24 protein-coding genes are annotated in these 22,602 nt (G+C 64.2%); 8 read left to right on the top strand and 16 right to left on the bottom strand.

Annotation, left to right across the window (positions count from 1 at the left end):
- Positions 1–534: 534 nt before the first annotated feature.
- On the bottom strand, positions 535–1,179 hold the full coding sequence (locus PMI42_RS26755) for a response regulator transcription factor (RefSeq protein WP_008139927.1): 645 nt from the start codon (positions 1,177–1,179) through the stop codon (positions 535–537).
- An 86-nt stretch (positions 1,180–1,265) separates the two neighbouring features.
- Between PMI42_RS26755 and PMI42_RS26750 the strand changes: the two genes are divergently transcribed.
- The gene (locus PMI42_RS26750; RefSeq protein ID WP_035966711.1) at positions 1,266–2,600 is read left to right on the top strand and encodes a histidine kinase; all 1,335 of its coding nucleotides are present in this window, start codon (positions 1,266–1,268) and stop codon (positions 2,598–2,600) included.
- A 2-nt stretch (positions 2,601–2,602) separates the two neighbouring features.
- Here the strand turns inward: PMI42_RS26750 and PMI42_RS26745 are convergent, their stop codons facing one another.
- From PMI42_RS26745 to coxB, 9 genes are all read right to left on the bottom strand, one after another.
- Positions 2,603–2,971 (bottom strand): nuclear transport factor 2 family protein, encoded by a 369-nt coding sequence (locus tag PMI42_RS26745; RefSeq protein WP_008139923.1) that lies wholly within the window; start codon positions 2,969–2,971, stop codon positions 2,603–2,605.
- Between the two features lie 115 nt (positions 2,972–3,086).
- Positions 3,087–3,839 carry an SURF1 family protein gene (locus PMI42_RS26740; RefSeq protein ID WP_008139920.1) on the bottom strand — a complete coding sequence of 251 codons (753 nt, stop codon included), beginning with the start codon at positions 3,837–3,839 and terminating at the stop codon, positions 3,087–3,089.
- A complete protein-coding gene (locus PMI42_RS26735) occupies positions 3,836–4,237 on the bottom strand; it encodes a DUF983 domain-containing protein (RefSeq protein ID WP_008139918.1) in 402 nt (133 codons plus the stop codon). Before PMI42_RS26735 ends, PMI42_RS26740 begins: the two co-directional genes overlap by 4 nt.
- A 200-nt stretch (positions 4,238–4,437) precedes the next feature.
- Positions 4,438–5,334 carry a cytochrome c oxidase subunit 3 gene (locus PMI42_RS26730; RefSeq protein WP_008139917.1) on the bottom strand — a complete coding sequence of 299 codons (897 nt, stop codon included), beginning with the start codon at positions 5,332–5,334 and terminating at the stop codon, positions 4,438–4,440.
- A 79-nt stretch (positions 5,335–5,413) separates the two neighbouring features.
- Complete coding sequence (locus tag PMI42_RS26725; RefSeq protein ID WP_008139915.1) at positions 5,414–6,058, bottom strand: cytochrome c oxidase assembly protein; 645 nt, start codon at positions 6,056–6,058, stop codon at positions 5,414–5,416.
- A gap of 5 nt (positions 6,059–6,063) precedes the next feature.
- Positions 6,064–6,240 carry a cytochrome c oxidase system small membrane protein gene (locus PMI42_RS26720; protein ID WP_008139913.1) on the bottom strand — a complete coding sequence of 59 codons (177 nt, stop codon included), beginning with the start codon at positions 6,238–6,240 and terminating at the stop codon, positions 6,064–6,066.
- On the bottom strand, positions 6,237–7,181 hold the full coding sequence (locus tag PMI42_RS26715; protein ID WP_008139911.1) for a heme o synthase: 945 nt from the start codon (positions 7,179–7,181) through the stop codon (positions 6,237–6,239). Before PMI42_RS26715 ends, PMI42_RS26720 begins: the two co-directional genes overlap by 4 nt.
- A gap of 60 nt (positions 7,182–7,241) precedes the next feature.
- Entirely contained in the window at positions 7,242–8,870 is a 1,629-nt protein-coding gene (gene ctaD / locus PMI42_RS26710; RefSeq protein WP_008139909.1) for a cytochrome c oxidase subunit I, read from the bottom strand.
- A gap of 88 nt (positions 8,871–8,958) precedes the next feature.
- Entirely contained in the window at positions 8,959–9,798 is an 840-nt protein-coding gene (gene coxB, locus PMI42_RS26705) for a cytochrome c oxidase subunit II (RefSeq protein ID WP_035966709.1), read from the bottom strand.
- A 459-nt stretch (positions 9,799–10,257) separates the two neighbouring features.
- Here coxB and PMI42_RS26700 point away from each other — a divergent pair, with 459 nt between their 5' ends.
- Positions 10,258–10,803 (top strand): invasion associated locus B family protein, encoded by a 546-nt coding sequence (locus PMI42_RS26700; RefSeq protein ID WP_008139905.1) that lies wholly within the window; start codon positions 10,258–10,260, stop codon positions 10,801–10,803.
- Positions 10,804–10,812: 9 nt separating this feature from the next.
- On the opposite strand, the gene PMI42_RS26695 is transcribed toward PMI42_RS26700, so the two are convergent.
- Positions 10,813–11,301, bottom strand: a complete 489-nt coding sequence (locus PMI42_RS26695) for a GNAT family N-acetyltransferase (protein WP_008139903.1) — start codon at positions 11,299–11,301, stop codon at positions 10,813–10,815.
- Positions 11,302–11,390: 89 nt separating this feature from the next.
- Between PMI42_RS26695 and tldD the strand changes: the two genes are divergently transcribed.
- From tldD to PMI42_RS26675, 4 genes are read left to right on the top strand one after another with little or no spacing between them, the layout of a single operon-like run.
- Positions 11,391–12,818 (top strand): metalloprotease TldD, encoded by a 1,428-nt coding sequence (gene tldD / locus PMI42_RS26690; RefSeq protein ID WP_008139900.1) that lies wholly within the window; start codon positions 11,391–11,393, stop codon positions 12,816–12,818.
- On the top strand, positions 12,815–13,591 hold the full coding sequence (gene lepB / locus PMI42_RS26685; RefSeq protein WP_008139898.1) for a signal peptidase I: 777 nt from the start codon (positions 12,815–12,817) through the stop codon (positions 13,589–13,591). The genes tldD and lepB overlap by 4 nt, the downstream gene beginning before the upstream one ends.
- Before the next feature lie 9 nt (positions 13,592–13,600).
- Complete coding sequence (locus PMI42_RS26680; protein ID WP_008139896.1) at positions 13,601–13,942, top strand: MmcQ/YjbR family DNA-binding protein; 342 nt, start codon at positions 13,601–13,603, stop codon at positions 13,940–13,942.
- 12 nt (positions 13,943–13,954) lie between these two features.
- Positions 13,955–14,521, top strand: a complete 567-nt coding sequence (locus PMI42_RS26675; RefSeq protein WP_008139894.1) for a nucleotidyltransferase family protein — start codon at positions 13,955–13,957, stop codon at positions 14,519–14,521.
- Between the two features lie 100 nt (positions 14,522–14,621).
- Here PMI42_RS26675 and PMI42_RS26670 read toward each other — a convergent pair whose 3' ends face one another.
- The 3 genes from PMI42_RS26670 to PMI42_RS26660 all read right to left on the bottom strand — a co-directional run bounded on the left by PMI42_RS26670 (position 14,622) and on the right by PMI42_RS26660 (position 17,265).
- Positions 14,622–15,188: a PAN domain-containing protein gene (locus tag PMI42_RS26670; RefSeq protein ID WP_008139892.1), complete on the bottom strand. Its 567-nt coding sequence runs from the start codon at positions 15,186–15,188 to the stop codon at positions 14,622–14,624.
- 106 nt (positions 15,189–15,294) lie between these two features.
- Positions 15,295–16,665: a glutamate--cysteine ligase gene (locus tag PMI42_RS26665; protein WP_008139890.1), complete on the bottom strand. Its 1,371-nt coding sequence runs from the start codon at positions 16,663–16,665 to the stop codon at positions 15,295–15,297.
- A gap of 102 nt (positions 16,666–16,767) precedes the next feature.
- Positions 16,768–17,265 (bottom strand): MarR family winged helix-turn-helix transcriptional regulator, encoded by a 498-nt coding sequence (locus PMI42_RS26660; RefSeq protein WP_008139888.1) that lies wholly within the window; start codon positions 17,263–17,265, stop codon positions 16,768–16,770.
- Between the two features lie 126 nt (positions 17,266–17,391).
- Between PMI42_RS26660 and gstA the strand changes: the two genes are divergently transcribed.
- Together gstA and PMI42_RS26650 are read left to right on the top strand one after the other, a co-directional pair.
- Positions 17,392–18,006, top strand: a complete 615-nt coding sequence (gene gstA, locus PMI42_RS26655; RefSeq protein ID WP_008139884.1) for a glutathione transferase GstA — start codon at positions 17,392–17,394, stop codon at positions 18,004–18,006.
- Positions 18,007–18,226: 220 nt separating this feature from the next.
- Complete coding sequence (locus tag PMI42_RS26650) at positions 18,227–18,535, top strand: hypothetical protein (RefSeq protein ID WP_157195831.1); 309 nt, start codon at positions 18,227–18,229, stop codon at positions 18,533–18,535.
- A 448-nt stretch (positions 18,536–18,983) separates the two neighbouring features.
- Here the strand turns inward: PMI42_RS26650 and PMI42_RS26645 are convergent, their stop codons facing one another.
- Both PMI42_RS26645 and PMI42_RS26640 read right to left on the bottom strand, forming a co-directional pair.
- Positions 18,984–21,194, bottom strand: a complete 2,211-nt coding sequence (locus PMI42_RS26645; protein ID WP_008139877.1) for an FAD-dependent oxidoreductase — start codon at positions 21,192–21,194, stop codon at positions 18,984–18,986.
- 156 nt (positions 21,195–21,350) lie between these two features.
- Positions 21,351–22,559 (bottom strand): acetyl-CoA C-acetyltransferase, encoded by a 1,209-nt coding sequence (locus PMI42_RS26640; protein ID WP_008139875.1) that lies wholly within the window; start codon positions 22,557–22,559, stop codon positions 21,351–21,353.
- Between the last annotated feature and the right edge of the window lie 43 nt (positions 22,560–22,602).

The following is a 22,602-nucleotide window of genomic DNA, read 5'->3' as shown; positions in this document are numbered from 1 at the left end:
CCGAGCCTGAGCCAGATCCGTAAGCCTTTGATTTTACGAAATTACTTGTCAACAGCCAGAGGCTTCGGGCCACCATAAAGTGTTTTGCGGCATCGGGAAACCGCTTCCCGCCAGCCCCCTCCGCAACGAAAAAGGGCTGCGGCGATGCCGCAGCCCTTTCTCTTGGAAGGTCTGTCGTTGATATGTGCAGACCGGTTTGGCTCGTCGGGGCGCCTGCCCGCTAAAACTATCGGTGCAAGCTTTCGTCGCCTGTCATCAGATCGTCAAGAACCAAAACCGCGCGCGCCGACAAATGTTCCTGTTTTTCCCGGGACGCTTCAGTTACTCCATCCACGTATCCCGGGTCGAACTTCACCCGAATTACCCTTTTTTCCCGATGTAAGGGCCGGCTCCGGGAACGAGTGCCCTGCCGATCCATTGTGTCGGCGGATGGTGTCAGCCGTCGTCCACGCATTGCCCGGCGGACGGGAGGCGCCGATCCGCCGACCGAACCCGCTGCATCCTGGAGCAGCCGGTTCGGTCGCGCGCGGCACGTCAGTTCATCCCGATTTCCACTGCGATCCGGATCAGGTCGGAATGGTTCTTGGCGCCCAGCTTCTGCTTGAGCAGGGACGTGGTGTTGGCGACCGTCTTGTAGGAAATGCCGAGCGCCTCGGCGACCTCGACGATCTTGTCGCCGCGTCCGAGCAGGCGGAGAATTTCGAGCTCCCGCGGCGTCATCTGCGAGGCCGGATTGGCCTTGATGGCCGCGCCGGAGAACGTCACGGCTTCCGCGAGCTGCGGCGAGATGAAATTGTCACCAGCAACCACCTTGCGCACCGCCTTCAGCAGGATCCGGGGATCGTCGCCCTTGGAGACGTAGCCCTGCGCGCCGAGCTCGACCGCGCGCACCACGAAGGCCGGATCGTCGTTCATGCTGAACATGATGATCTTGGCGTCGGGATCGTCCTTGCGGATCCGCCGCATCAGCTCGAAGCCGGAAACGTCGGGCAGGCTGATGTCGATCACGGTGACGTCGGGCCGCTTGCTGATATAGGCGCGATGCCCGGATTTGGCATCCGTCGCCTCGTCGATGCGGATCGAATGGTCGGATGCGAAAAGGGTGCGGCACCCTGACAGCACTACGGGATGGTCGTCGACGATCAGGACCCTGGTCGCCGGCTTGGCGGTATCTTGCATCGCGCGCTCTCTTGTTTTTCGACTCATAGACCGGCGGGAACAAATGGAAAGAGAAAATCACGCCAATGCGCGTTAGAATTGACCTAATGTGGCAACGGCTCCCCTTCAGGACGCAACTGTTTCTCCCGCTCGGCGTCAGCTTCCTCGCGGCGCTGATACTGGGCGGCATATTGCTGCAGGTTTTTGCAACCGTTCAGCTGGCCGAGGAGAACGAGCCTGCTCGACGTTCGACCAAGTCGATCGCCGTAGCGCTCAACAACACCCTGCGCGCCTCGGACAATCCGCAGAAGACGCTCGACGCATTTGTCCGGTCCCTGGACGCCTCCTCCGATATTCGATTCCGCTCCATCGAATCGGGTCCTGCTCCGTCCCCGCGGGACGGCATGCGTGGACTTCAGGCGGTTCCGCAATGGTTCATCAGCCTCCTGACCATACCGGACATGGAGGTTGCCTCCCCGGTGGTCATCGAGGGCAGGCATGTGGGCGATCTCGTCTTCGTGCCGGACCTGTCGGCCGACCTGTTCGAGAAATGGATCGGCTTCCTCGCACTGACCGGCCTGGTCGTCGTGCTGATGACGATCACCGGCACGATCGCCTATGCCTTCGCGGGATCGGCTCTGCGTCCGCTGCACGATCTCGGCGAAGGGCTCACGCGGATGCGCCGTGGCGATTATACCGCGCCGATCCCGGTCGGGGGGCCGCCGGAAATCCGGCAGAGCTGCGAGGAGGCCAACGCGCTGGCGACGACGCTCGCGCAATTGAGCCAGGACAATCGCGACCTCCTGCACCGCCTGGTCTCGCTCCAGGACGACGAGCGGCGCGATCTCGCCCGCGAGCTGCATGACGAGCTGGGTCCGCTGCTGTTCAGCATCCGCGCCGGCACGATCGCGTTGATCGGAGCTTCAGCGCCGGTGGGAAATCTCGGCAATTCGGCAGAGGATGTACTGCAATCGGTCGAGGCGCTCCAGCAGACCAACCGCCGCATCCTCGACCGGCTGCGGCCGCTCTACATCGAGGAATTGGGGCTGGAGACAAGCGTGCAGACGCTGCTCCGGAACTTTCGCAAGCAGGCGCCGCATATCGGCCTGACGGCCGCGATCGATCCTGATCTGAACGCAATCGACGGACCGCTGGCCCAGACCGTCTATCGCGTGATCCAGGAGGCGCTGACCAATGTGCTGCGCCATGCCGGGGCGAGCAATGCCGATGTGCAGGCGACAGTTGCCAGTGACGCGCTCGCCATCGAGATTTCCGACGATGGTGGCGGCTTTGCCGAGGGCAACGTCTTCGGCCGGGGCCTGACCGGAATGCATGAACGCGTGCGCGCGCTCAGCGGATCGCTGTCATTGCTGCGCGCGGATGACCGTACCTATGTGCGCTGCCGCCTGCCGGTGGAGGTGACGCGCGACGCGCCGGCGTGACGCTAGCACGCGCAGCCGTCGTGAGGGTTCTGCCGAGATGGCATGCACAGGGTGCTGTAGATCTTGCCTTCCGCACTGAAGCGAAACGAGGCGTGAATGCGCAGCGAGCCCGCGACGGAATATTCGAGATCGACGCCGTTCGCGACCGGATTGATCTCCTCGAGACCGAAGCCGGCGGTCGAGAATGCACTGAGCCGCGGGCCCCAATAGGTTTCGAGCTCGCGACGTCCGCGATAGGAGAAGTGGGTGCCGTTGCATGTGCATTCGACTTCGGCGTCGTCGGCATAGAGGTCGAGCAGGGTCGCAAGATCGCCCTTCCGGCAGGCGTCCACCCAGTCGACGACAATTCCCATCTGATCAAAATCGCTCACGCCAGAATCCTCAACGCCGCAAAATTTGCCTGCGGCTTAAGTTCACCCTCGTGAATATGCGCTGAATAATAAAGTCCGGGCGATACCGGGTTCCGCCCGGGAACCTACGGATAACTCAGCTCGAACGCCGTCCCCTCACCCAGACGCCGAAGGCGATCAGCACCGCGCCTGCGAGCGCGAACCAGGTGATGGCGTATTGCAGATGATCGTCTTTCAGATGCACATCGAGCGGCCCCGGACGCGGGATGCCGTTTTCGGGGGAAGGCAGTTCGAGATCGATGTAGAACGGCGCCACAGCGCCCCAGCCAAGCACGCTTGCGATTGCCCCATGATCGCGCACGAACCAGAGCCGCTTGTCGCGGTTCTCCGCCGGCGTCATCCAGCCGGGTGCCTCGGAAAAGCGAAGGTAGCCGGTCAGCGCGACCGGTTGGCCCGTGACGAGCTTTTTCACCGCGCGATCCTCGACGCTGCGGTCCTGCATCGTGTTCTCGACGAAGCCCGCATCGATCACGACGATCTCGCCGGTCGGAAGCCGTGCCGGCAGGAACGCCCAGGTGCCGGGGCCTGATGCGTCCTTGCGCACGGCCGAGCCGGACGAATAGACCATCGCGTCGGGGAGGGTCGCGTAGGTCGCCGTGAAGCTGACGCGGCGGAATTCATCGCGCGCGGGGGTCAGCGCGGCCCATTGCGAAGGCGGCGGCAGCGCGATCGGCGCGTCGGCAAGGCGCTCGGTGAGCGCCGCGACGAGCTCGTGCTTGGCCGTCCGGCGCTGCAATTGCCAGAGGCCGAGCGCGACGAAGACGGCAGTCAGGAACAGCGTGAACAGCGCGAAGCCGGCCACGCGAGGCTTGCGCGCGGTCTCGTTCATTTCGGGCGGTCGATCAGCCGGCCCGGCGCCGCCTTGTGGTGGAATTGCAGCGCGATCAGCAGCGACTTCATGGAGCGCAGTGGCAGCAGCGTGGTGGCGAGGATCAACGGCAGCCAGAGGACCGCATGCAGCCAGTACGGCGGCTGGTATTTGACCTCGACGACGAGCGCGCAGCCGACCACGATCGCGCCGGCCAGCATGATGATGAAGATCGCGGGGCCGTCACCGGTATCGATGAAGGCGTAGTCGAGGCCGCACTTCGCGCAAGAGGGAGCAAGCGTGAGGAAGCCCGCATAGAGCTTACCCTGGCCACAGCGCGGGCATTTGCACGCAAGCCCGCGCATCGCGCTTTGCAGGACGGTTGTCTCGGGCCCGGATGTGCCGTGGGTATCGGTCATGATGGCGGACTCTAGAGCATTATCGGTTCTGATTGAATCAGAACCGAAGCGCTCGATTCTTGTTTTGACGCGTTTTCTTGGCGCGAGCGGGTATCTGCTTCGCTCGAAAACGCCTTGGCACGGTTTCCGCCAAGACGTCCGGCGGCGGAAAAGCGAAAGGGCGGCCTTGCGGCCGCCCTTTCTGATCGAGGCAAGGCTGCTCAGTGCGCGCCGTGCGCCATGGTCTCGGCGCCGTGTCCCCACACATAGATGCACAGGAACAGGAACAGCCAGACCACGTCGACGAAGTGCCAGTACCAGGCGGCGAACTCGAAGCCGAGATGCTGGGTCGGCGTGAAGTGGCCGGCATAGGCGCGGAACAGGCAGACCAGCAGGAAGATGGTGCCGACCAGCACGTGGAAACCGTGGAAGCCCGTTGCCATGAAGAAGGTCGCGCCATAGACGTTGCCGCCGAACGAGAATGCCGCGTGGCTGTACTCGTAGGCCTGCACGCAGGTGAAGAGCGCGCCGAGCACGACGGTGAGGATCAGGCCGTACTTGAGACCCTGACGATCGTTCTCGAGCAGCGCATGGTGCGCCCAGGTCACGGTGGTGCCGGACGTGAGCAGGATCAGCGTGTTCAGCAGCGGCAGATGCCAGGGATCGAAGGTCTCGATGCCGTGGGGAGGCCAGGTGCCCGGCACGGAGCAGGCGCCGGCCGCGGTGCCGAGACCGCAGCCGAACACCGCGTCGCGGGTGGCGTGGACGGCGTCGGCGGGGAACAGCGCCGCGTTGAAATAGGCCCAGAACCAGGCCACGAAGAACATCACCTCGGAGGCGATGAACAGGATCATGCCGTAGCGGTGATGGATCTGCACGACGCGGGTGTGGTCGCCCTTGTATTGGGCTTCCTTGATCACGTCGGCCCACCAGCTCGCCATGGTGTAGAGCACGCCGACGGTGCCGACACCGAAGATGATCGGCGCAGCCGAGAACATGTGGTGCATCCAGGTGATCGCGCCGACCGCCATGATGAACGCCGAGATGGAGCCGACCACCGGCCACGGAGAGGGATCGACCAGGTGGTAGTCGTGATGCTTGGTGTGCGCCGTTGCCATTTGCCGTCTCGCTCCTCAATCCCGTGCCTATCAGGCACTTATCCCCTTGTGTCCGATCCCCTGCGCGTGAGCCCCGGGATCAGAGATTTCCCTTGCGCTTGTCGTCGTCGCCCGATGCCAGCGGCTTCACCACCGGATCCTTCACCGGATAGAACGTGTAGGACAGCGTGATCGTGTTCAGCCCGTCGTTCTCGTGGTCGTCGGCGATCGACGGGTCGACATAGAACACGACCGGCATCTCGCGCTTCTCGCCGGGCGCCATGGTCTGCTCGGTGAAGCAGAAGCAGTTGATCTTCTGGAAGTAGGACCCGACCGTCAGCGGCGCGACGTTGTAGGCGGCCTGGCCCGAGGTGGTCCGCGCGGCCTGGTTGGTCACGGTGTAGAAGACCGTCACGACCTGGCCGATATTGACCTCGATCTCGCTCTGCTCAGGCTCGAATTTCCAGGGCAGGCCGGGCGCCACGTTGGAATCGAACCGCACCGCGATCTTGCGCGCGATCGGCCCTGTGGCCGGCGCGGAGGTCGCGACCTGGGTGGTGCCGTTGAAGCCGGTGGCGCGGCAGAACCAGTTGTAGAACGGCACCGCCGCATAGGAGGCGCCGACCATCAGCGCGACCACGCCGCCGCAGATCGAGGCGACCAGCACATCGCGGCCGAGGCCCTTGGAGCGGCCTTTCGTGACCGTCCGGCCCTGATCCCCCGATATGGTCGGCTCTCGATCCATCTTCCTTACATCGGCCGGACTAGAACGGCCGGTCCCTTGACCATTGTGACGGCGAAGAACAGCACCACGAGCACGCCGAGCGCCCAGGCGATGGCAATGGAGCGCTGGCGGCGGCTTCTCTGCTGCGCCTCGGTGAGGACGATTCCATCTGGCTCGGGTTTGTCGGCCATATCCGCGATCATGCGCCCCCAACCATCGGAGCAAGCGCCCGGAACACGACCTCGGCCAGCAGGGTCGCGAACAGCGCGAACAGATACAGGATCGAGAAGGCGAACAGCTTTCGGGTCGCGCGCAGCGACGCAGCTCGCTCGCGGCGCAGATAGACGTTGATCGCGAGCACCAGCATGCCGGCGCCGAGGATCAGCGAGACCACGCCGTAGATGGCGTCGAAATAGCCGAGCGCCCAGGGCGCGGCTGCCACCGCGATCAACACGACGGTGTAGAGCAGGATCTGGAGGCGCGTCGCGTCGGGACCGGCGACATTGGGCAGCATCGGGATGCCGGCGCGGGCGTAATCGTCGGAGCGGAACAGCGCCAGCGCCCAGAAATGCGGCGGGGTCCAGAAGAAAATGATGGCGAACAGCAGCAGCGGCTCGACATCGACCGTGCCCGTGACCGCGGCCCAGGCCACCACCGGCGGCAGCGCACCGGCGGCGCCGCCGATTACGATGTTCTGCGCGGTCCAGCGCTTCAGGCCCATCGTGTAGATCACGACGTAGAAGAAGATGGTGAAGGCGAGCAGCGCGCCGGCGATCCAGTTGACGAGGATGCCGAGCGTCATCACCGAGAAGAAGGACAGCGTCAGCCCGAACGCCATCGCCTCGCCGCGCGTGATGCGGCCGCGCGGGATCGGCCGGTTCGCCGTGCGCGACATCTTGGAGTCGATGTCGCCTTCGAGCGCCATGTTGAGCGCCCCGGAGGCGCCGGCGCCGACGGCGATGCAGAGCAGCGAGGTGATCGCCAGCACGGGGTGGAAATGCCCGGGCGCCATCGCCATCCCGACCAGCGCGGTGAAGATCACCAGCGACATCACCCGCGGCTTCAGCAGCGCGAGATAGTCGCCAACCTCCGCTTCGGAGATGCGGGGATTGATGTCGATGGCGTTCTGGTCGAGCACGGACACGAATTCAACTCGCTTCTTTATAGAGTCGCGGCGCCCGTCACGGGCGCCGCGGGAGGTCGATTACTGCACGCGGGGCAGCACTTCGAACTGATGGAAGGGCGGCGGCGAGGGCAGCGTCCACTCCAGCGTGGTCGCGCCTGCACCCCAGGGATTATCGCCCGCCGGCACCTTCTTCATGAAGGCGTCGAGCACGCAGTAGAGGAAGATCAGCACGCCGAAGCCGGAGATGTAGGAGCCGACCGAGGAAACCAGGTTCCAGCCCGCGAACGCGTCGGGATAGTCGACGTAGCGGCGCGGCATGCCCGACAGGCCGAGGAAGTGCTGCGGGAAGAACACCAGGTTCACGCCGATGAAGGTGACCCAGAAATGCGCCTTCGCCAGCGTCTCGTTGTACATGTAGCCCGACATCTTCGGGAACCAGTAGTACCAGCCGGCGAAGATCCCGAACACCGCACCGAGCGACAGCACGTAGTGGAAGTGCGCGACGACGTAGTAGGTCTCTTGCAGCACGCGGTCGACGCCCGCATTCGCGAGCACGACACCGGTGACGCCACCGACCGTGAACAGGAAGATGAAGCCCACCGCCCAGATCATCGGGGCGCGGAATTCGATCGAGCCGCCCCACATCGTGGCGATCCACGAGAAGATCTTCACGCCGGTCGGAACCGCGATCACCATCGTCGCGGCGACGAAATAGGCCTGCGTCGCCGAGGACATGCCGACCGTGTACATGTGGTGCGCCCAGACCACGAAGCCGATGCCGCCGATCGCGACCATGGCGTAGGCCATGCCGAGATAGCCGAACACGGGCTTGCGCGAGAAGGTCGAGACGATCTGGCTGATCATGCCGAAGGCGGGCAGGATCAGGATGTACACCTCGGGATGGCCGAAGAACCAGAACAGATGCTGGAACAGCACGGGGTCGCCGCCGCCGTCGGGTGCGAAGAACGTCGTGTGGAAATTGCGGTCGGTGAGCAGCATGGTGATCGCACCGGCGAGCACCGGCAGCGACAACAGCAGCAGGAACACCGTCACCAGGATCGACCACACGAACAGCGGCATCTTGTGCAGGGTCATGCCCGGCGCGCGCATGTTGAAGATGGTGGTGATGAAGTTGATGGCGCCGAGGATCGACGAGGCGCCCGCCAGATGCAGCGACAGGATCGCGAAGTCGACGGCCGGGCCCGGGTGGCCGGAGCTCGACAGCGGCACATACATGGTCCAGCCGGCGCCGACGCCGTTGGCACCCGGCTCGCCCTCGACGAAGGTCGACATCAGCAGCAGGGCGAAGGAGGCCGGCAGCAGCCAGAACGAGATGTTGTTCATGCGCGGGAACGCCATGTCGGGCGCGCCGATCATCAGCGGCACGAACCAGTTGCCGAAGCCGCCGATCATCGCGGGCATGACCATGAAGAAGATCATGATCAGGCCGTGAGAGGTCACGAACACATTGTAGGTGTGCGTCTCGTGGAAGATCTGCACGCCCGGATACATCAGCTCGGCACGGATCGCGATCGACATCGCGGCGCCGATGACGCCGGCGATGACCGCGAAGATCAGGTACATCGTGCCGATGTCCTTGTGGTTGGTCGAATAGACGTAGCGGCGCCATCCGGTGGGATGAGCGTGCTCGTGGTCATGTCCGTGGTCTTGCGCGTGATCGCCGTGTGCCGCTGCGCTCGTTGCCATTTTCAAATCCTGCCTTGCGTCCCGTTCGGACCTTCGGAGGTCCCGCCCTTTATGTCGCTTTCAGTCCCCTCGAGCCGTGCCCCGGCGCTTATTGCGTCGGGCCGGCCGCGGAGGCGAAAGTGCTGGTGCCGCCGCTCGCATATTTCTTCTTCGCCGTCTCGACCCAGGAGGCGAACTCGTTGTCCTCCACGACGCGAATCGCGATCGGCATGAAGGCGTGGTCCTTGCCGCACAGCTCCGAGCACTGGCCGTAGAACATGCCGACCTTGGTGGCCTTGAACCAGGTCTCGTTCAGCCGCCCCGGAATGGCATCGATCTTGACGCCGAAAGCCGGCAGCGCGAAGGCGTGGATGACGTCGGCACCGGTGACCTGGACACGAATCACCTTGTTGACCGGCACGACCATCTCGTTGTCGACGCCGAGCAGGCGGGGCTGCTTGTCCTGGGCCATCAGCGAGTCGAACTCGAACTTGCCGTTGTCAGGATAGGCATAGGACCAATACCACTGCTTGCCGGTGGCCTTGATGGTCAGATCCGCCTTCGGCACGTCGAGCTCAAGGAACAGCAGGCGGAACGACGGCACCGAGATACCAACCAGGATCAGCACCGGAACCAGCGTCCATGCCACCTCGATCAGCGTGTTGTGGGTGGTCCGCGACGGTACCGGATTGGCCTTCGCGTTGAACTTCATGACCACGATCACCAGCAACGCCAGAACGAACAGCGTGATCACGGTAATCAGCACGAACAGGAAATTGTGGAACCAGACGATGTTGTCCATCACCGGGGAACCGGATTCCTGAAGCGTCCATTCCCACGGTTTCGGCTGCCCGAGCTCGGCGAATGCCGCACCGCTCGTCGCCAGCGTCAGACCCGCCACGGCCAATCCCAGCAAGTGCCGGCCCACCTGGCCCATCGACATCCTCATGCCGTCGCGCTCCCCTTACGAAATCACCCCAAGTGCATTCCCCTATTTTTGGGAAACGCTTATTCGATCCGTCCGTCCGACAAACCGCCACGCAAGAATACCTCTAAGAGGAATTGGGGCCAGATCGTAAGAGCGCCGAAATCAAGCCTCTCAAACCATAATTCTTGATCTATCGCAATGCAGTCTTGAGCCCGGTCGGTCAGCCATCACCCGCAAGATATTTCCTAGTAAGATCAGACAAAAATACCGTTTCCCGGGATGCCGCCGCTTGACAGCGGAATTGCCCGCGGTAGGCACTGGCGGACAGCCGCACAGGAACCTGATTCGTGCGGGCGAAGGCGGCGTGGGCGGCGCGGAATTTGCTTGCGAATCGCCTTCAAGACGCCGTCATTCCCGTATCAGTCCGCCGGATTAGTCCACCAGGGGCGAGCGACCCAGGCGAGCAGAGGGACCGACCCGATGGGGTTTTCGAGAGGCATGGCAAGGCGGGCTAAAAGGCAGGCTGGCGGCCTCACGACGCTGGTGGCCCTGCTGGCGGCGGCCATCGTCACGGCGCTACCGGGACTCGCCCATGCGCAGGGCGCGGTGCGCTCCGTTCATGGCGACTGGCAAATTCGCTGCGACACCCCTCCCGGCGCCCAGACCGAGCAATGCGCCCTGATCCAGAGCGTGGTGGCGGAAGACCGCTCCAATGCCGGCCTGACCGTGATCGTGCTCAAGACCGCCGACCAGAAGAGCCGCCTGATGCGCGTGGTCGCCCCGCTCGGCGTCCTGCTGCCCTCCGGCCTCGGCCTCAAGCTCGACAACCAGGACGTCGGCCGCGCCGGCTTCGTCCGCTGCCTGCCCAATGGCTGCGTCGCCGAGGTCGTCATGGACGACAAGCTGCTCGGCCAGCTCCGCACCGCCAAGACCGCCACCTTCATCATCTTCGAGACGCCGGAAGAGGGGATTGGCTTTCCGCTCAGCCTGAACGGGCTCGGCGAGGGGTATGACAAGCTGCCGTAGGCCGACCCGCTAAAACAACAGCGCCATCAGGATCACATTCCCGTACACACCGTCGATCTTGTTGGCGTTGCGCTGCAAGCCCTCGATGACGAAGCCGACCTTTTTATAGAGCGCGATCGCATTCGCGTTGTTCTCGTGGACGGACAGCTCGACCCTCGACATGCCTGCGGCGCGCGCGGCGTCGAGGGTGTGCCGTATCAGCCGGGTCCCCAGACCCTGGCCGCGAAATGGCTGCAAAAGGCCCATACCGAGGATGCCGCCATGGGCGTGAATTGGGCGCGACAGCCGCTGAACATCGCACCAGCCGACGACGTCCCCGCCGGAAAGGGCGACAAATTGCGGATTGCGTTGCGCGATCATGTCGAGGACGAAGCTGCGCGTCGCCGCGAGCGGCGGCGCCTCCAGGAAAGCGAGATAGCGCCGCTCCCGCGCGACCGTATCCAGCGCCCGGTGGAAGCTTTCGACATGCGCTTCGGATATTGCAATGATTTCAATCATGTCGTTTCGGTAATGTGTCCGAACGGCCCCTCGCCGAACGGCCGCGAAGCCATTATCTTGCCTGACATCTCCAAGACAATGGGTGATCGATGACCAACCCCGCCACAACCTCCCTGCTCGACCGTGCCAATCTCGACCGCGACCAGGTTCGCAACGAGGTCGCGCGCGGGCTTGCCGGCGCCGACGACGGCGAGCTGTTCCTGGAATACAGCCAGACCGAAGCGCTGATGTTCGACAATGGGCGGCTGAAGCAGGCGACCTACGACACCTCGCAGGGGTTTGGCCTGCGCGCCGTCAAGGACGACGCGGTCGGCTATGCGCATTCCTCCGACGTGTCGGTGCCGGCGCTGATTCGCGCCGCCGACGCGGTCTCGGCGGTGCGCGGCGGCTATTCCGGCAGCTTTGCGGCCCCGCCCCCCCACACCAATGTGCGGCTCTATGGCGACGAAAATCCGCTGGACGCGCCGGGCTTCGAGACCAAGGTCAAGCTGCTCGCCGAGATCGACGCCTATCTGCGCGACAAGGATCCGCGGGTGCGGCAGGTCAGCGTCAGCCTGGGCGCGACCTGGCAGGTCGTCGAGATCCTGCGGCCCGACGGCGAGAGCTATCGCGACATCCGCCCGCTCGTGCGCGTCAACATCTCCGTCGTCGCCGGTCAGGGCGACCGCCAGGAGAGCGGCAGCAAGGGCTATGGCGGCCGCGCCGGCTACGCCGAATTCATCGAGAGCAAGAACTGGCGCGACGCCGCCGACGGGGCGCTGCGCGAGGCGCTGGTCAATCTGGAATCGATTCCGGCCCCCGCCGGCGAAATGGACGTGGTGCTCGGTGCCGGCTGGCCCGGCGTGATGCTGCATGAAGCGGTCGGGCACGGCCTCGAGGGCGACTTCAACCGCAAGAAGACCTCGGCGTTCGCGGGCCTGATGGGCCAGCAGGTCGCGGCCAAGGGCGTCACCGTGGTGGACGACGGCACCATTGCCTCGCGCCGCGGCTCGCTGTCGATCGACGACGAGGGCACGCCGACCAACCGCACCGTGCTGATCGAGGACGGCATCCTGGTCGGCTACATGCAGGACCGCCAGAACGCGCGCCTGATGAACATGAAGCCGACCGGCAACGGCCGCCGCCAGGGCTATGCCCATGTGCCGATGCCGCGCATGACCAACACCTACATGCTCGCCGGCGACCGCGACCCGGCCGAGATTCTCGCGTCGGTGAAGAACGGCGTGTTCGCCGCGAATTTCGGCGGCGGCCAGGTCGACATCACCTCGGGCAAGTACGTCTTCCAGTGCACCGAGGCCTACAAGATCGAGAACGGCAAGATCGGCGCGCCGCTCAAGGGCGCCATGCTGATCGGCAACGGGCCCACCGATCTGCATCGCATCCGCATGATCGGCAACGACCTCGCGCTCGATACAGGCATCGGCACCTGCGGCAAGAATGGCCAGGGCGTGCCCGTCGGCGTCGGCCAGCCGTCGCTTCTGATGGAACGCATTACGGTGGGTGGAACGGGCGCATGAGCGTTGAGAAGGTAACTGCCGCTCCCAAGCGGAAGAGCAGCGGCTGGGCTGGCCAGCTGATGCAGCTCGCCGGAATCGTCGCCGCCGTGTTCATCGCCAAGGGCGCGCTCGCCGAGCCGTTCTACGTGCCGTCGGGCTCGATGGAGCCGACGCTCTTGATCGGGGATGCGCTGCTCGCCTCGAAATTCCCCTATGGCTACGGCACCTCGTCGCTGCCGATCCAGATCAACCTGCCCGAGACCGGGCGCGTGTTCGCGGAGACGCCGAAGCAGGGTGATGTCGTGGTGTTCCGCTGGCCCGGCGATCGCTCGCAGGCCTGGGTCAAGCGCGTCGTCGGGCTTCCCGGCGACCGCATCCAGATGCGCCAGGGCCAGCTCTTCATCAACGACCGTCCCGCCGAGCTGAAGCCGGATGGCGTCGGCGCGGCCGAGGACGACAATGGCGGCAGCGAGCCTGCCTACCGCTATGTCGAGACGCTGCCCAACGGCGTCTCGCACCTGATCTTCAAGATGCGCGACAACGGCCCGCTCGACAACACGCAGGAAGTGACGGTGCCTGCCGGCCACCTCTTCGTGCTCGGCGATAACAGGGACAACTCCGCCGACAGCCGCGTGCCGCTGCGTTCCGGTGGCGTTGGCCTGTTGCCGGTGGACAATCTGGTCGGACGTGCGGATGCCGTGCTCGGCTCCTGGGATCTCGGCATGCGCGGCCAGCCGGTGTGGACCTGGCTGTCCGGTTTCCGGCTCGCGCGATTCTTCACCGCCGTGCACTGAGGAGGTCTCATGACCTTCGACGACGTCAGAAAATTTGCGCTGACGTGGCCGGAGGTCGAGGACGGCACCTCCTACGGCACGGCAGCACTGAAGGTCCGCAAGAAGATGCTGGCGCGTCTGAAAGAGGACGGTGACAGTCTCGTCGTGCCTGATGTTCCCATCGACGAGCGCGCGATGCTGGTCGAGAGCCAACCCAAGATCTTCTATTTCACCGATCACTATGCCGACTATCCGATGGTGCTGATCCACTTGTCGAAGGCGAAGCGCGCGGTCGTCGAGCCGTTGTTGCGACGGCGATGGCGCACATTGGCCTCAAAAGCGGCGCGCGCCGCGTTCGACGCCAACCTGTAGGTCATGGCCGCGATGGGTCGGGATCGCTTCCTCGCGCTGGCGCTGAACAATCCGGTCAATGCCGCGATCGTCGAGGAGCTCCATCGCCTCGCGCTGCCGGATGCGTGGCTGGTTGCGGGATGCCTGGTGCAGACCGTGTGGAACGTGATCACGCAGCGCGCCATCGACCACGGCATCTCCGACTACGACGTCTTCTATTTCGATCCTGATACCTCATGGGAGGCGGAGGACGCGGTGATCCGCGACGTGCATGCGCAACTGGGACATCTCGGCGCCAAGGTCGAGATCCGCAATCAGGCCCGCGTGCACCTGTGGTACCCCGACAAGCACGGCCTGCCCTATCCGCCGCTGATGCGCTCGACGGATGGCATCGATCGCTTCCTGACGGAGAACACGCAAGTCGGGGTCAGGCGCGCGGGCGACGGCTACGAGGTCTACGCGCCGCACGGGTTCGACGATGTCGCAGCGCTGATCGTGCGGCCCAATCGGGCGCTGAATTTTTCAGTGGCGAATTACGCAGCAAAGGCGGCGCGATGGAAAGCGCTGTGGCCGGAGATCACGGTGATTGCGGCGGAGTGAGATGCCGTAGGGTGGATTAGCGAAGCGTAATCCGCCTCTTCGTGCGCCGCGATGAAAGTGGTGGGTTACGCTGACGCTAACCCACCCTACGCCACTTTGCCTACCGCACCACGCCCGACGTAAACCCAGCTTTCCTGCGCGGCGGCTTGATGTCCTTTTTCAGGTAGCAGCGTGCTTCGCGGCCGGTGTAGCCGGGGCGGGCATAGGTGAAGGCGCGGCACTTGTTGTCGGCGGTGCAGGCAGCCTTGCAGGCATCCTCGCCTTCACCGTCCTTGAGCTCGAAATTGCGCAGGTCGCCGCCGGGGCGGTCGATCGAGGTTTCCACGCCTTCGATGCGCGGCTCGATCACGCCGGCACCGCGCACACCGGAGATGCAGCAACTGCCCGGCACGCGTGCCGGCACGGTGTTCTTCAGCCAGCACACCGCCGAGGCGCCGTCGATGTCGGGATAGCTGAAGCTCCAGGAGCGGCACTTGCGGTCGCGTTCGCAGAGCAGTGCGCAATCCTCGGGATCCCCTGACGTGATCGGCTGACTGAAATAATCGCCGCCGGGCCGGTCGAACGCCGTCTGCGCGCGCGCAGGCCAGCTCGCGAACACGAGCGACAGCAGCGTGGCGCCTGCCACGACGCTTGCCATGACGGCCCGGGACAGGCGGCCCTTCCCCATCGGAACAGCTTTCGAGTTATTGACGACGCTCAGGTTTTTTCAGCCGGTCATTTGATCGCCGCAAACCTGTATGGGCGATGAACGGCTGATCGTTTGGGCGGTCGATCTAGAAAGCGTATTCCGCGTAGGCCGGTTCCACCGAGCCGTTCCAGGGGCCGTTGAACTTCTCAAGCATTTCCTCGGCCGGGGTCCGGCCGGAATCGATGATGCGGTCGAGCGGCTCCAGATGCCGCGTCTCGTCGCGGCCGAGCTGGTCGATCCGGCCGCGCCGGCGCAGGCCGGCATGTGCCAGAACGAGGCATTCCTTGGCGATCTCGAACAGATAGTGATCCTTGATCCGGGCCTTGAAGCCGAAGCGCGGCACGTCGTCGCGCAGGGCCTGGCGCTCATGCGCGCTCCAGTGCTTCACCAGATCCCAGGCGGCATCGAGCGACACGTCGTCATAGAGCAGCCCGGCCCAGAACGCCGACAGCGCCGGCAGGCGGCCCCAGGGGCCGCCGTCGGAGCCGCGCATCTCGAGATAACGCTTGAGGCGCACCTCGGGGAAGATGGTCGAGAGATGGTTGGCCCAGTCCGACAGCGTCGGGCGCTCGCCGGGCAGATTGTTGTTGCGGCCGTCGAAGAAGGCGCGGAACGAGGAGCCTGACACGTCGATGTAATCGTCGCCGCGCTTGACGAAATACATGGGCACGTCGAGCGCGTAGTCGACATAGCGTTCGAAGCCCATGCCGTCCTCGAACGCCCAGGGCATCATGCCGGCGCGCGCATTGTCGGTGTCGCGCCAGATTTCGGAGCGGAAGGAGAGGAAGCCGTTCGGCTTGCCCTCGGTAAAGGGCGAATTGGCGAACAACGCGGTGGCGACCGGCTGGAGCGCGAGCGAGACGCGCAGCTTCTTGACCATGTCGGCTTCGGAGGAGAAGTCGAGATTGGTCTGCACCGTGCAGGTCCGGTACATCATGTCGAGGCCGTACTGGCCGACCTTCGGCATGTAATTGGTCATGATCTTGTAGCGGCCCTTGGGCATCACCGGGATGTCGGCGCGCGACCAGGACGGCGTCATGCCAAGGCCAAGGAAGCCGATGCCGAGCGGGGTTGCGATCTCGCGCACCTGCGCCAGATGCGCCATCAGCTCGCTCTGGGTCTGGTGCACGTTCTCGACCGGCGCGCCGGAGAGCTCGAATTGCCCGCCAGGCTCGAGCGAGATCGCGCCGCCGCCGGTGACGTCGTAGAGGCCGATGATGTTGCCCTTCTCCATGATCGGCTCCCAGCCGAGCAGGAGCTTCATGCCTTCGAGCAGCGCGCCGATGCCACGCGGGCCCTCGTACGGCACCGGGCGGTGGCCTTCGAGCGTGAACGGCGTCTTCTCGTGCTCGGTGCCCATGCGGAATTCGGACGGGTCCTTGCAGCCCGCCTCGAACCACGCGACGAGTTCGTCGCGCGATTGCAGCGGCGTCATATCGATCTGGTCTCGCGCCATATCAAACTCTAATCAAAAGGGCGCTTCGACCGAACGCGCGCGGGTGAGGTGGGATGGTCCGCGAACCCACCGGGTGCACGGAGGAGCTGGTTTGCCGCGCGATCATCGCGACGGCGTGGTTTCGTTGACGTGGACGACCGGCGGCAGCTTCATCTCGCCGCACGAGCAGCCCAGCCGGTCGAGCAGACCGCTGAGCTTGACGGCATCCGCATCGGACAGTTTCGAGCCGACATATTTCTCGATTGCGGCGGAGTAGGCGCCCCACATCCGCTTCTGCAATTCGCGGCCGGCTTCCGTGATCTCGACGAACTGGCCGCGCTTGTCGATCTTGCATTCGCGCCGGGAGGCAAGGCCCTCGTCCACCAGGCGATCAATCAGGCGCGAGGTGGAATATTGCGGGATCAGCATCTGCCGTTCGAGTTCCACCGGCCGCAGCTCTCCGCTCGGCGCGCGCGACAATTCGAGCAGCGCGTCGTACCATGCCAGCGGCGGGAACCCCGCCTTCTTCAGATCCTGCTCGACACAATCGAGCACACGGCTCTGCACCCGCATCAGGCGGATCCAGGCGGAAGTCGCCTCGGTCGATGGCTTGCGTTTCATGGTCCCGCTCAAACTCGTCGCCCGTCTCTTACCCCACTCGATGCACCTGCATCAATCTTGACTATTGCATGCAGGTGCATGTAGGCGTTCTTTCGCCCCAACCAAGCGTCAAGAGGAGGAAATTCCATGAAACTCTATTACTCGCCCGGCGCCTGCTCCCTGTCCCCCCACATCGCGCTCCTGGAAGCCGGCCTGCCCTATGAGCTGGTCAAGGTCGATATCCGGGCCAAGAAGCTCGAAAATGGTGAGGATTATCTGAAGCTGAACCCCAAGGGTCAGGTCCCCGCGCTGGGCCTGGACAGCGGTGAGATCGTGACCGAAGGCCCGGTCATTGTCCAGATGATCGCCGATCAGGCATCCGCCAAGGCGCTGGCGCCGGCCCATGGCAGCTCCGAGCGCTATAAGCTGCTCGAATGGCTGAACTTCCTCACCTCGGAGGTGCACAAGAGCTTTGGCCCGCTGTTCGCGCCTGCGCTGAACGACGAGGCCAAGGCCTTCTTCAAGGACCGCGTCATGGGCAAGCTGAAATACATCGACAGCCAGCTCGCCGGCCGCGACTACCTGATGGGCAAGCAATTCACGGTGGCCGACGGCTACCTCTTCACGATGCTGACCTGGGCCGATCGGATGAAGTTCGACTTCTCGGCGATGCCGAACCTCGCCGCCTACAAGGCCCGCGTCGCCGCGCGGCCGCAGGTTCAGGAAGCGCTGAAGAAGGAAGGGCTGGCCCAGGCCGCCTGAGCGCCCGCAAAACCCAACAAGCAAAAGGCCGGATCGACGATCCGGCCCCTTACTTCTCCAAAAAGACCCAGTCGACGTGAACCCTGCACGCAGGATCATCGTACCTTGCTTGGACTTATGAACCACTGTTCGTACTAAGTAAGCAGTCCTGTCTTGTTCCTACCCGAGAAGGGCGCCAAGCTTGGGTTGCAGAGGAGCTGCGCTCTCACCGGGGTTGAATTTGACGATTGCCTCTATCCTGATTCTTGTAAGTGCGTTGGCAGGGCTGGCCACCGGTTTCACGTATCGGGTCTGGGCTCTGGTCCTGATTTCACCGCTGATTGCGCTGCTTGCGGCGATCATTCTTCACATCTACGGATTTGGTCTCTTCGCAGGCGTCGCGATCATTACCGCCTGTCTCGTCGCTTCGGAGCTCGCCTATCTAGGCGCGACCTATCTGATGCATAGGCGCGAAATTTCACTTCAGGACGAAATCGACGGCGACCCAGGCGAGCAGGGCGAGGACGGCATCCGCCGACAGCACAAGTAACGCCAAAATTGCCCAAAATATCGGCCCCTTTCGCCGCAAACGCGCGCCGTTCGCTTGAGGCAAGAACCGGGCAAGAGCGGGTGCAGCTTCATATTCTGCAGACAGTTCGCGGGCGAGCGTGGTCTTCTGGAGCGCAAGTGAGTTCATTCAGAACACTTTCCTCGTAACCTTCAACCTGTCAGCTTTCGGCGTGGGTCTATCCCACCGACTGGCCCAGGTTTCGTAGCAAGACTAATGCCAGAGCTGAGCAAAAGAACGGCGCCGCTTTGACGCGTCCATGGCAAGTTGTCCGAGACCGCAGCATCGAACTCTCGCTCCTACGCGTATTTTGTGACCGGTTCCACACCCGGGGAATGCCCTAACGCAACCGTGATAATCGGCCCCAAAAAAAAGCCGGATCGTTGATCCGGCCTTTGCGCTGCGCAGTCGGGTTGACGCAGCCAGACGATCAGGCCGCCTTCTTCGGCGCAAAGCGGCCGTAGAAGGTCTCGCCCTTCGCAGCCATCTCCTCGAGCAGCTTCGGTGGGGTGAAGCGCGAGCCGTACTTCGCCTCGAGCTTGTGGCAAAGCTCGACGAACTTCTTGGGTCCCATGAAGTCGATGTAGGACAGCGTGCCGCCGGTGAACGGCGCGAATCCGAAGCCGAGGATCGAGCCGACATCGGCCTCGCGCGGATCGGTGATGACGTGATCCTCCACCGTGCGCGCGGCCTCCACCGCCTGCACCACCAGGAAGCGCTGCTTCAGCTCCTCGATGTCGAGCGTGTCAGGATCGAGCTGCTTCGGCTGCAGCGCGGAGAGGCCCGGCCACAGGCTCTTCTGGCCCTTGCCCTTCTCGGGATAGTCGTAGAAGCCCTTGCTGTTCTTGCGGCCGAGGCGGCCCTGGTTCTCGACCAGCTCCACCATCAGTTTCTTCTGATCGGGGTTGATGGCGTTGGGGCCGAGGTCGGCTTCGGTGGCCTTCATGATCTTGAGACCGAGGTCGAGCGCGACTTCGTCCGACAGCGAAAGCGGGCCGACCGGCATGCCGGCCATCTTGGCGCAGTTCTCGATCATCGCCGGCGGGACGCCTTCCAAAAACATCTCGTTGCCTTCGGCGACGTAGCGGCCGACGCAGCGGTTGGCGAAGAAGCCTCTGGAGTCGTTGACGACGATCGGGGTCTTGCCGATCTGGCGGACGTAGTCGAGCGCGGTCGCGAGCGCGACATCGCCGGTGTTCTTGCCCTTGATGATCTCGACCAGCATCATCTTCTCGACCGGCGAGAAGAAGTGGATGCCGACGAACTTGGCCTGGTCCTTGAAGCCCTCGGCCAGCGAAGTGATTGGCAGCGTCGAGGTGTTCGAGGCAAAGATCACGTCCGGCTTGAGATACTCCTGCGCCTTGGCAAAGGTCTCCGCCTTGACCTTGCGGTCCTCGAACACGGCCTCGATGACGAGGTCGACGTCCTTCAGCGCAGCGTAATCCGCGGTCGGCGTGATGCGCGCGAGCAGCGCTTCGGCATCGGCAGGCTTGGCGCGGCCCTTCTTGATCTGCTCCTCGATCACCTTCTGCGCATGCGCCTTGCCCTTGTCGGCGCTCGCCTGGTCGCGGTCGATCAGGACGACGTCGAGGCCGGCACGGGCCGAGACATAGCCGACGCTCGCGCCCATGAAGCCGGCGCCGATCACGGCGATCTTCTTCACCTTGGTCGCGGGCACGTCCTTCGGCCGGCGTGCGCCCTTGTTCAATTCCTGCATCGACAGGAACAGGCTGCGGATCATCGCCGCCGCCTCCTTCGAACGCAGCACCGAGGTGAAGTAACGCGACTCCACGCGCAGCGCGGCGTCGATCGGCAGCTGCAGGCCCTCATAGACGCAGCTCATGATGGCGCGCGCGGCCGGATAATTGTCGTAGGTCTCGCGGCGATAGATCGCGTTGCCGGCGGGGAACATCATCATGCCGGCCTTGGAGAACACCGGGCCGCCCGGGAGCTTGAAGCCCTTCTCGTCCCAGGGCGCGACGGCCTTGCCGCCGCCCTTGATCCAGTCCTTCGCCGCCTTGATCAGATCGGCAGCAGGAACGATGGCGTGAATGAGGTTCAGCGCCTTGGCCTTCTCGACCGTAACAGGATCGCCCTTGAGCAGGATGGTCATCGCATCCTGCGGCGGCACCAGGCGCGGCACGCGCTGCGTGCCGCCGGCGCCGGGGAACAGGCCGACCTTGACCTCGGGCAGGCCGAGACGGGTCTTTGGATTCTCCGCCGCCACGCGGTAGTGGCAGCACAGCGTGATCTCGAAACCGCCGCCGAGCGCGAGGCCATTGATCGCGGCCGCCCACGGCTTGCCCGACGTTTCGATCAAACGCAGCACCAGCGAGAAACGGCGGCTCTGGTCGAACAGCATCTGGTTCGCCGCGGTCTCGCCCTGCTCCTTGAAGACTTTTGCGTAGGCCTGGTTCATGCCTTCGAGCATCGACAGGTCCGCGCCGGCGCAGAACGCTTCCTTCGCCGAGGTGATGACGACGCCCTTCACGGCGGCGTCAGCGGTGGTCGCCTTGACGATCGCGTCGAGCTCGCTGGTCGAGGTCTCGTCGAGCACGTTCATCGAACGGCCCGGGATGTCCCAGGTGACGAGCGCGATACCGTCCGCGTCGGTCTCAACCTTGAAGTTCTTGTAGGCCATGTTGGTTGCTCCTCGGTGCCGCAGCCGATCTCAGGCGCGGCGATTGATGGGGGTCTCGTAGGGTGGATTAGCCGAAGGCGTAATCCACCTCTTTGCTTTCCAAGCGGACGGAGAAGTGGTGGGTTACGCTGCGCTGACCCACCCTACGGCAGCTCGTTAGACGCGCTCGATGATGGTCGCGGTGCCCATGCCGCCGCCGATGCACAGCGTGACGAGGGCGGTGGACTTGTTGGTGCGCTCGAGCTCGTCGAGCACGGTGCCCAAAATCATCGCGCCGGTGGCGCCAAGCGGGTGGCCGAGCGCGATCGCGCCGCCATTGACGTTGATCTTGGCGTTGTCGATGTCGAAGGCCTGGATGTAGCGCAGCACGACCGAGGCGAAGGCCTCGTTGAGCTCGAACAGGTCAATATCCGACTTCTTCATGCCGGAACGCGCGAACAGCTTTTCGGTGACGTCGACCGGACCGGTCAGCATCATCGCCGGCTCCGAGCCGACATTGGCAAACGCGCGGATTCTTGCGCGCGGCTTCAGGCCGTATTTGCTGGCCGCTTCCTTGCTGCCGAGCAGCACGGCGCCTGCGCCGTCGACGATGCCCGAGGAATTGCCGGCGTGGTGCACGTAATTGACGCGCTCGATCTCGGGATGCGACTGCACGGCGACGCCGTCGAAGCCGCCCATCTGCGCCATCATCGTGAACGACGGCTGCAGCTGCGCCAGCGACTGCATCGTCGTCGAGGGACGCATGTGCTCGTCCTTGGCGAGGATGGTGAGGCCGTTGATGTCCTTCACCGGCACGATCGACTTGTCGAAGCGGCCTTCCTCCCAGGACTTCGCGGCGCGCTGCTGGCTCTGCACGGCATAGGCATCGACGTCGTCGCGCGAGAAGCCGTATTTGGTGGCGATCAAATCGGCCGAGACGCCCTGCGGCATGAAGTAGGACGGTACCGCCATCGAGGGGTCCATCGGCCAGGCGCCGCCGGAGGCGCCGATCCCGACGCGGCTCATGGATTCGGCGCCGCCGCCGATCACCAGCTCATGCTGGCCGCTCATCACCTGGGCCGCGGCAAAATTTACGGCATCCAGGCCGGAGGCGCAGAAGCGGCTGATCTGCACGCCGGGCACGGCTTCGCCGAGGCCCGCCTTCAGCGCGGCGAAGCGCGCGATGTCGGAGCCGGCCTCACCAACCGGATCGACCACGCCGAGCACGACGTCGTCGACGGAATCCTCCGGCAGATTGTTGCGGTCCTTGAGCGCCTTGAGCGGCACGGTGGCGAGCGCGAGCGCCGTCACCTCGTGCAGCGCACCGTCGGCCTTGCCGCGACCGCGGGGGGTGCGGACGTGATCGTAGATATAGGCATCTGCCATGGGAGCCTCCTGATTGCAGTTATTGGTGACGACCGCGGCGCGA

The sequence above is a fragment of the Bradyrhizobium sp. YR681 genome, from assembly GCF_000282615.1.
Classification (GTDB): domain Bacteria; phylum Pseudomonadota; class Alphaproteobacteria; order Rhizobiales; family Xanthobacteraceae; genus Bradyrhizobium.
The sequence above is the reverse complement of the archived record's forward strand: the minus strand, read 5'-3'. Positions and strand labels throughout refer to the sequence as shown.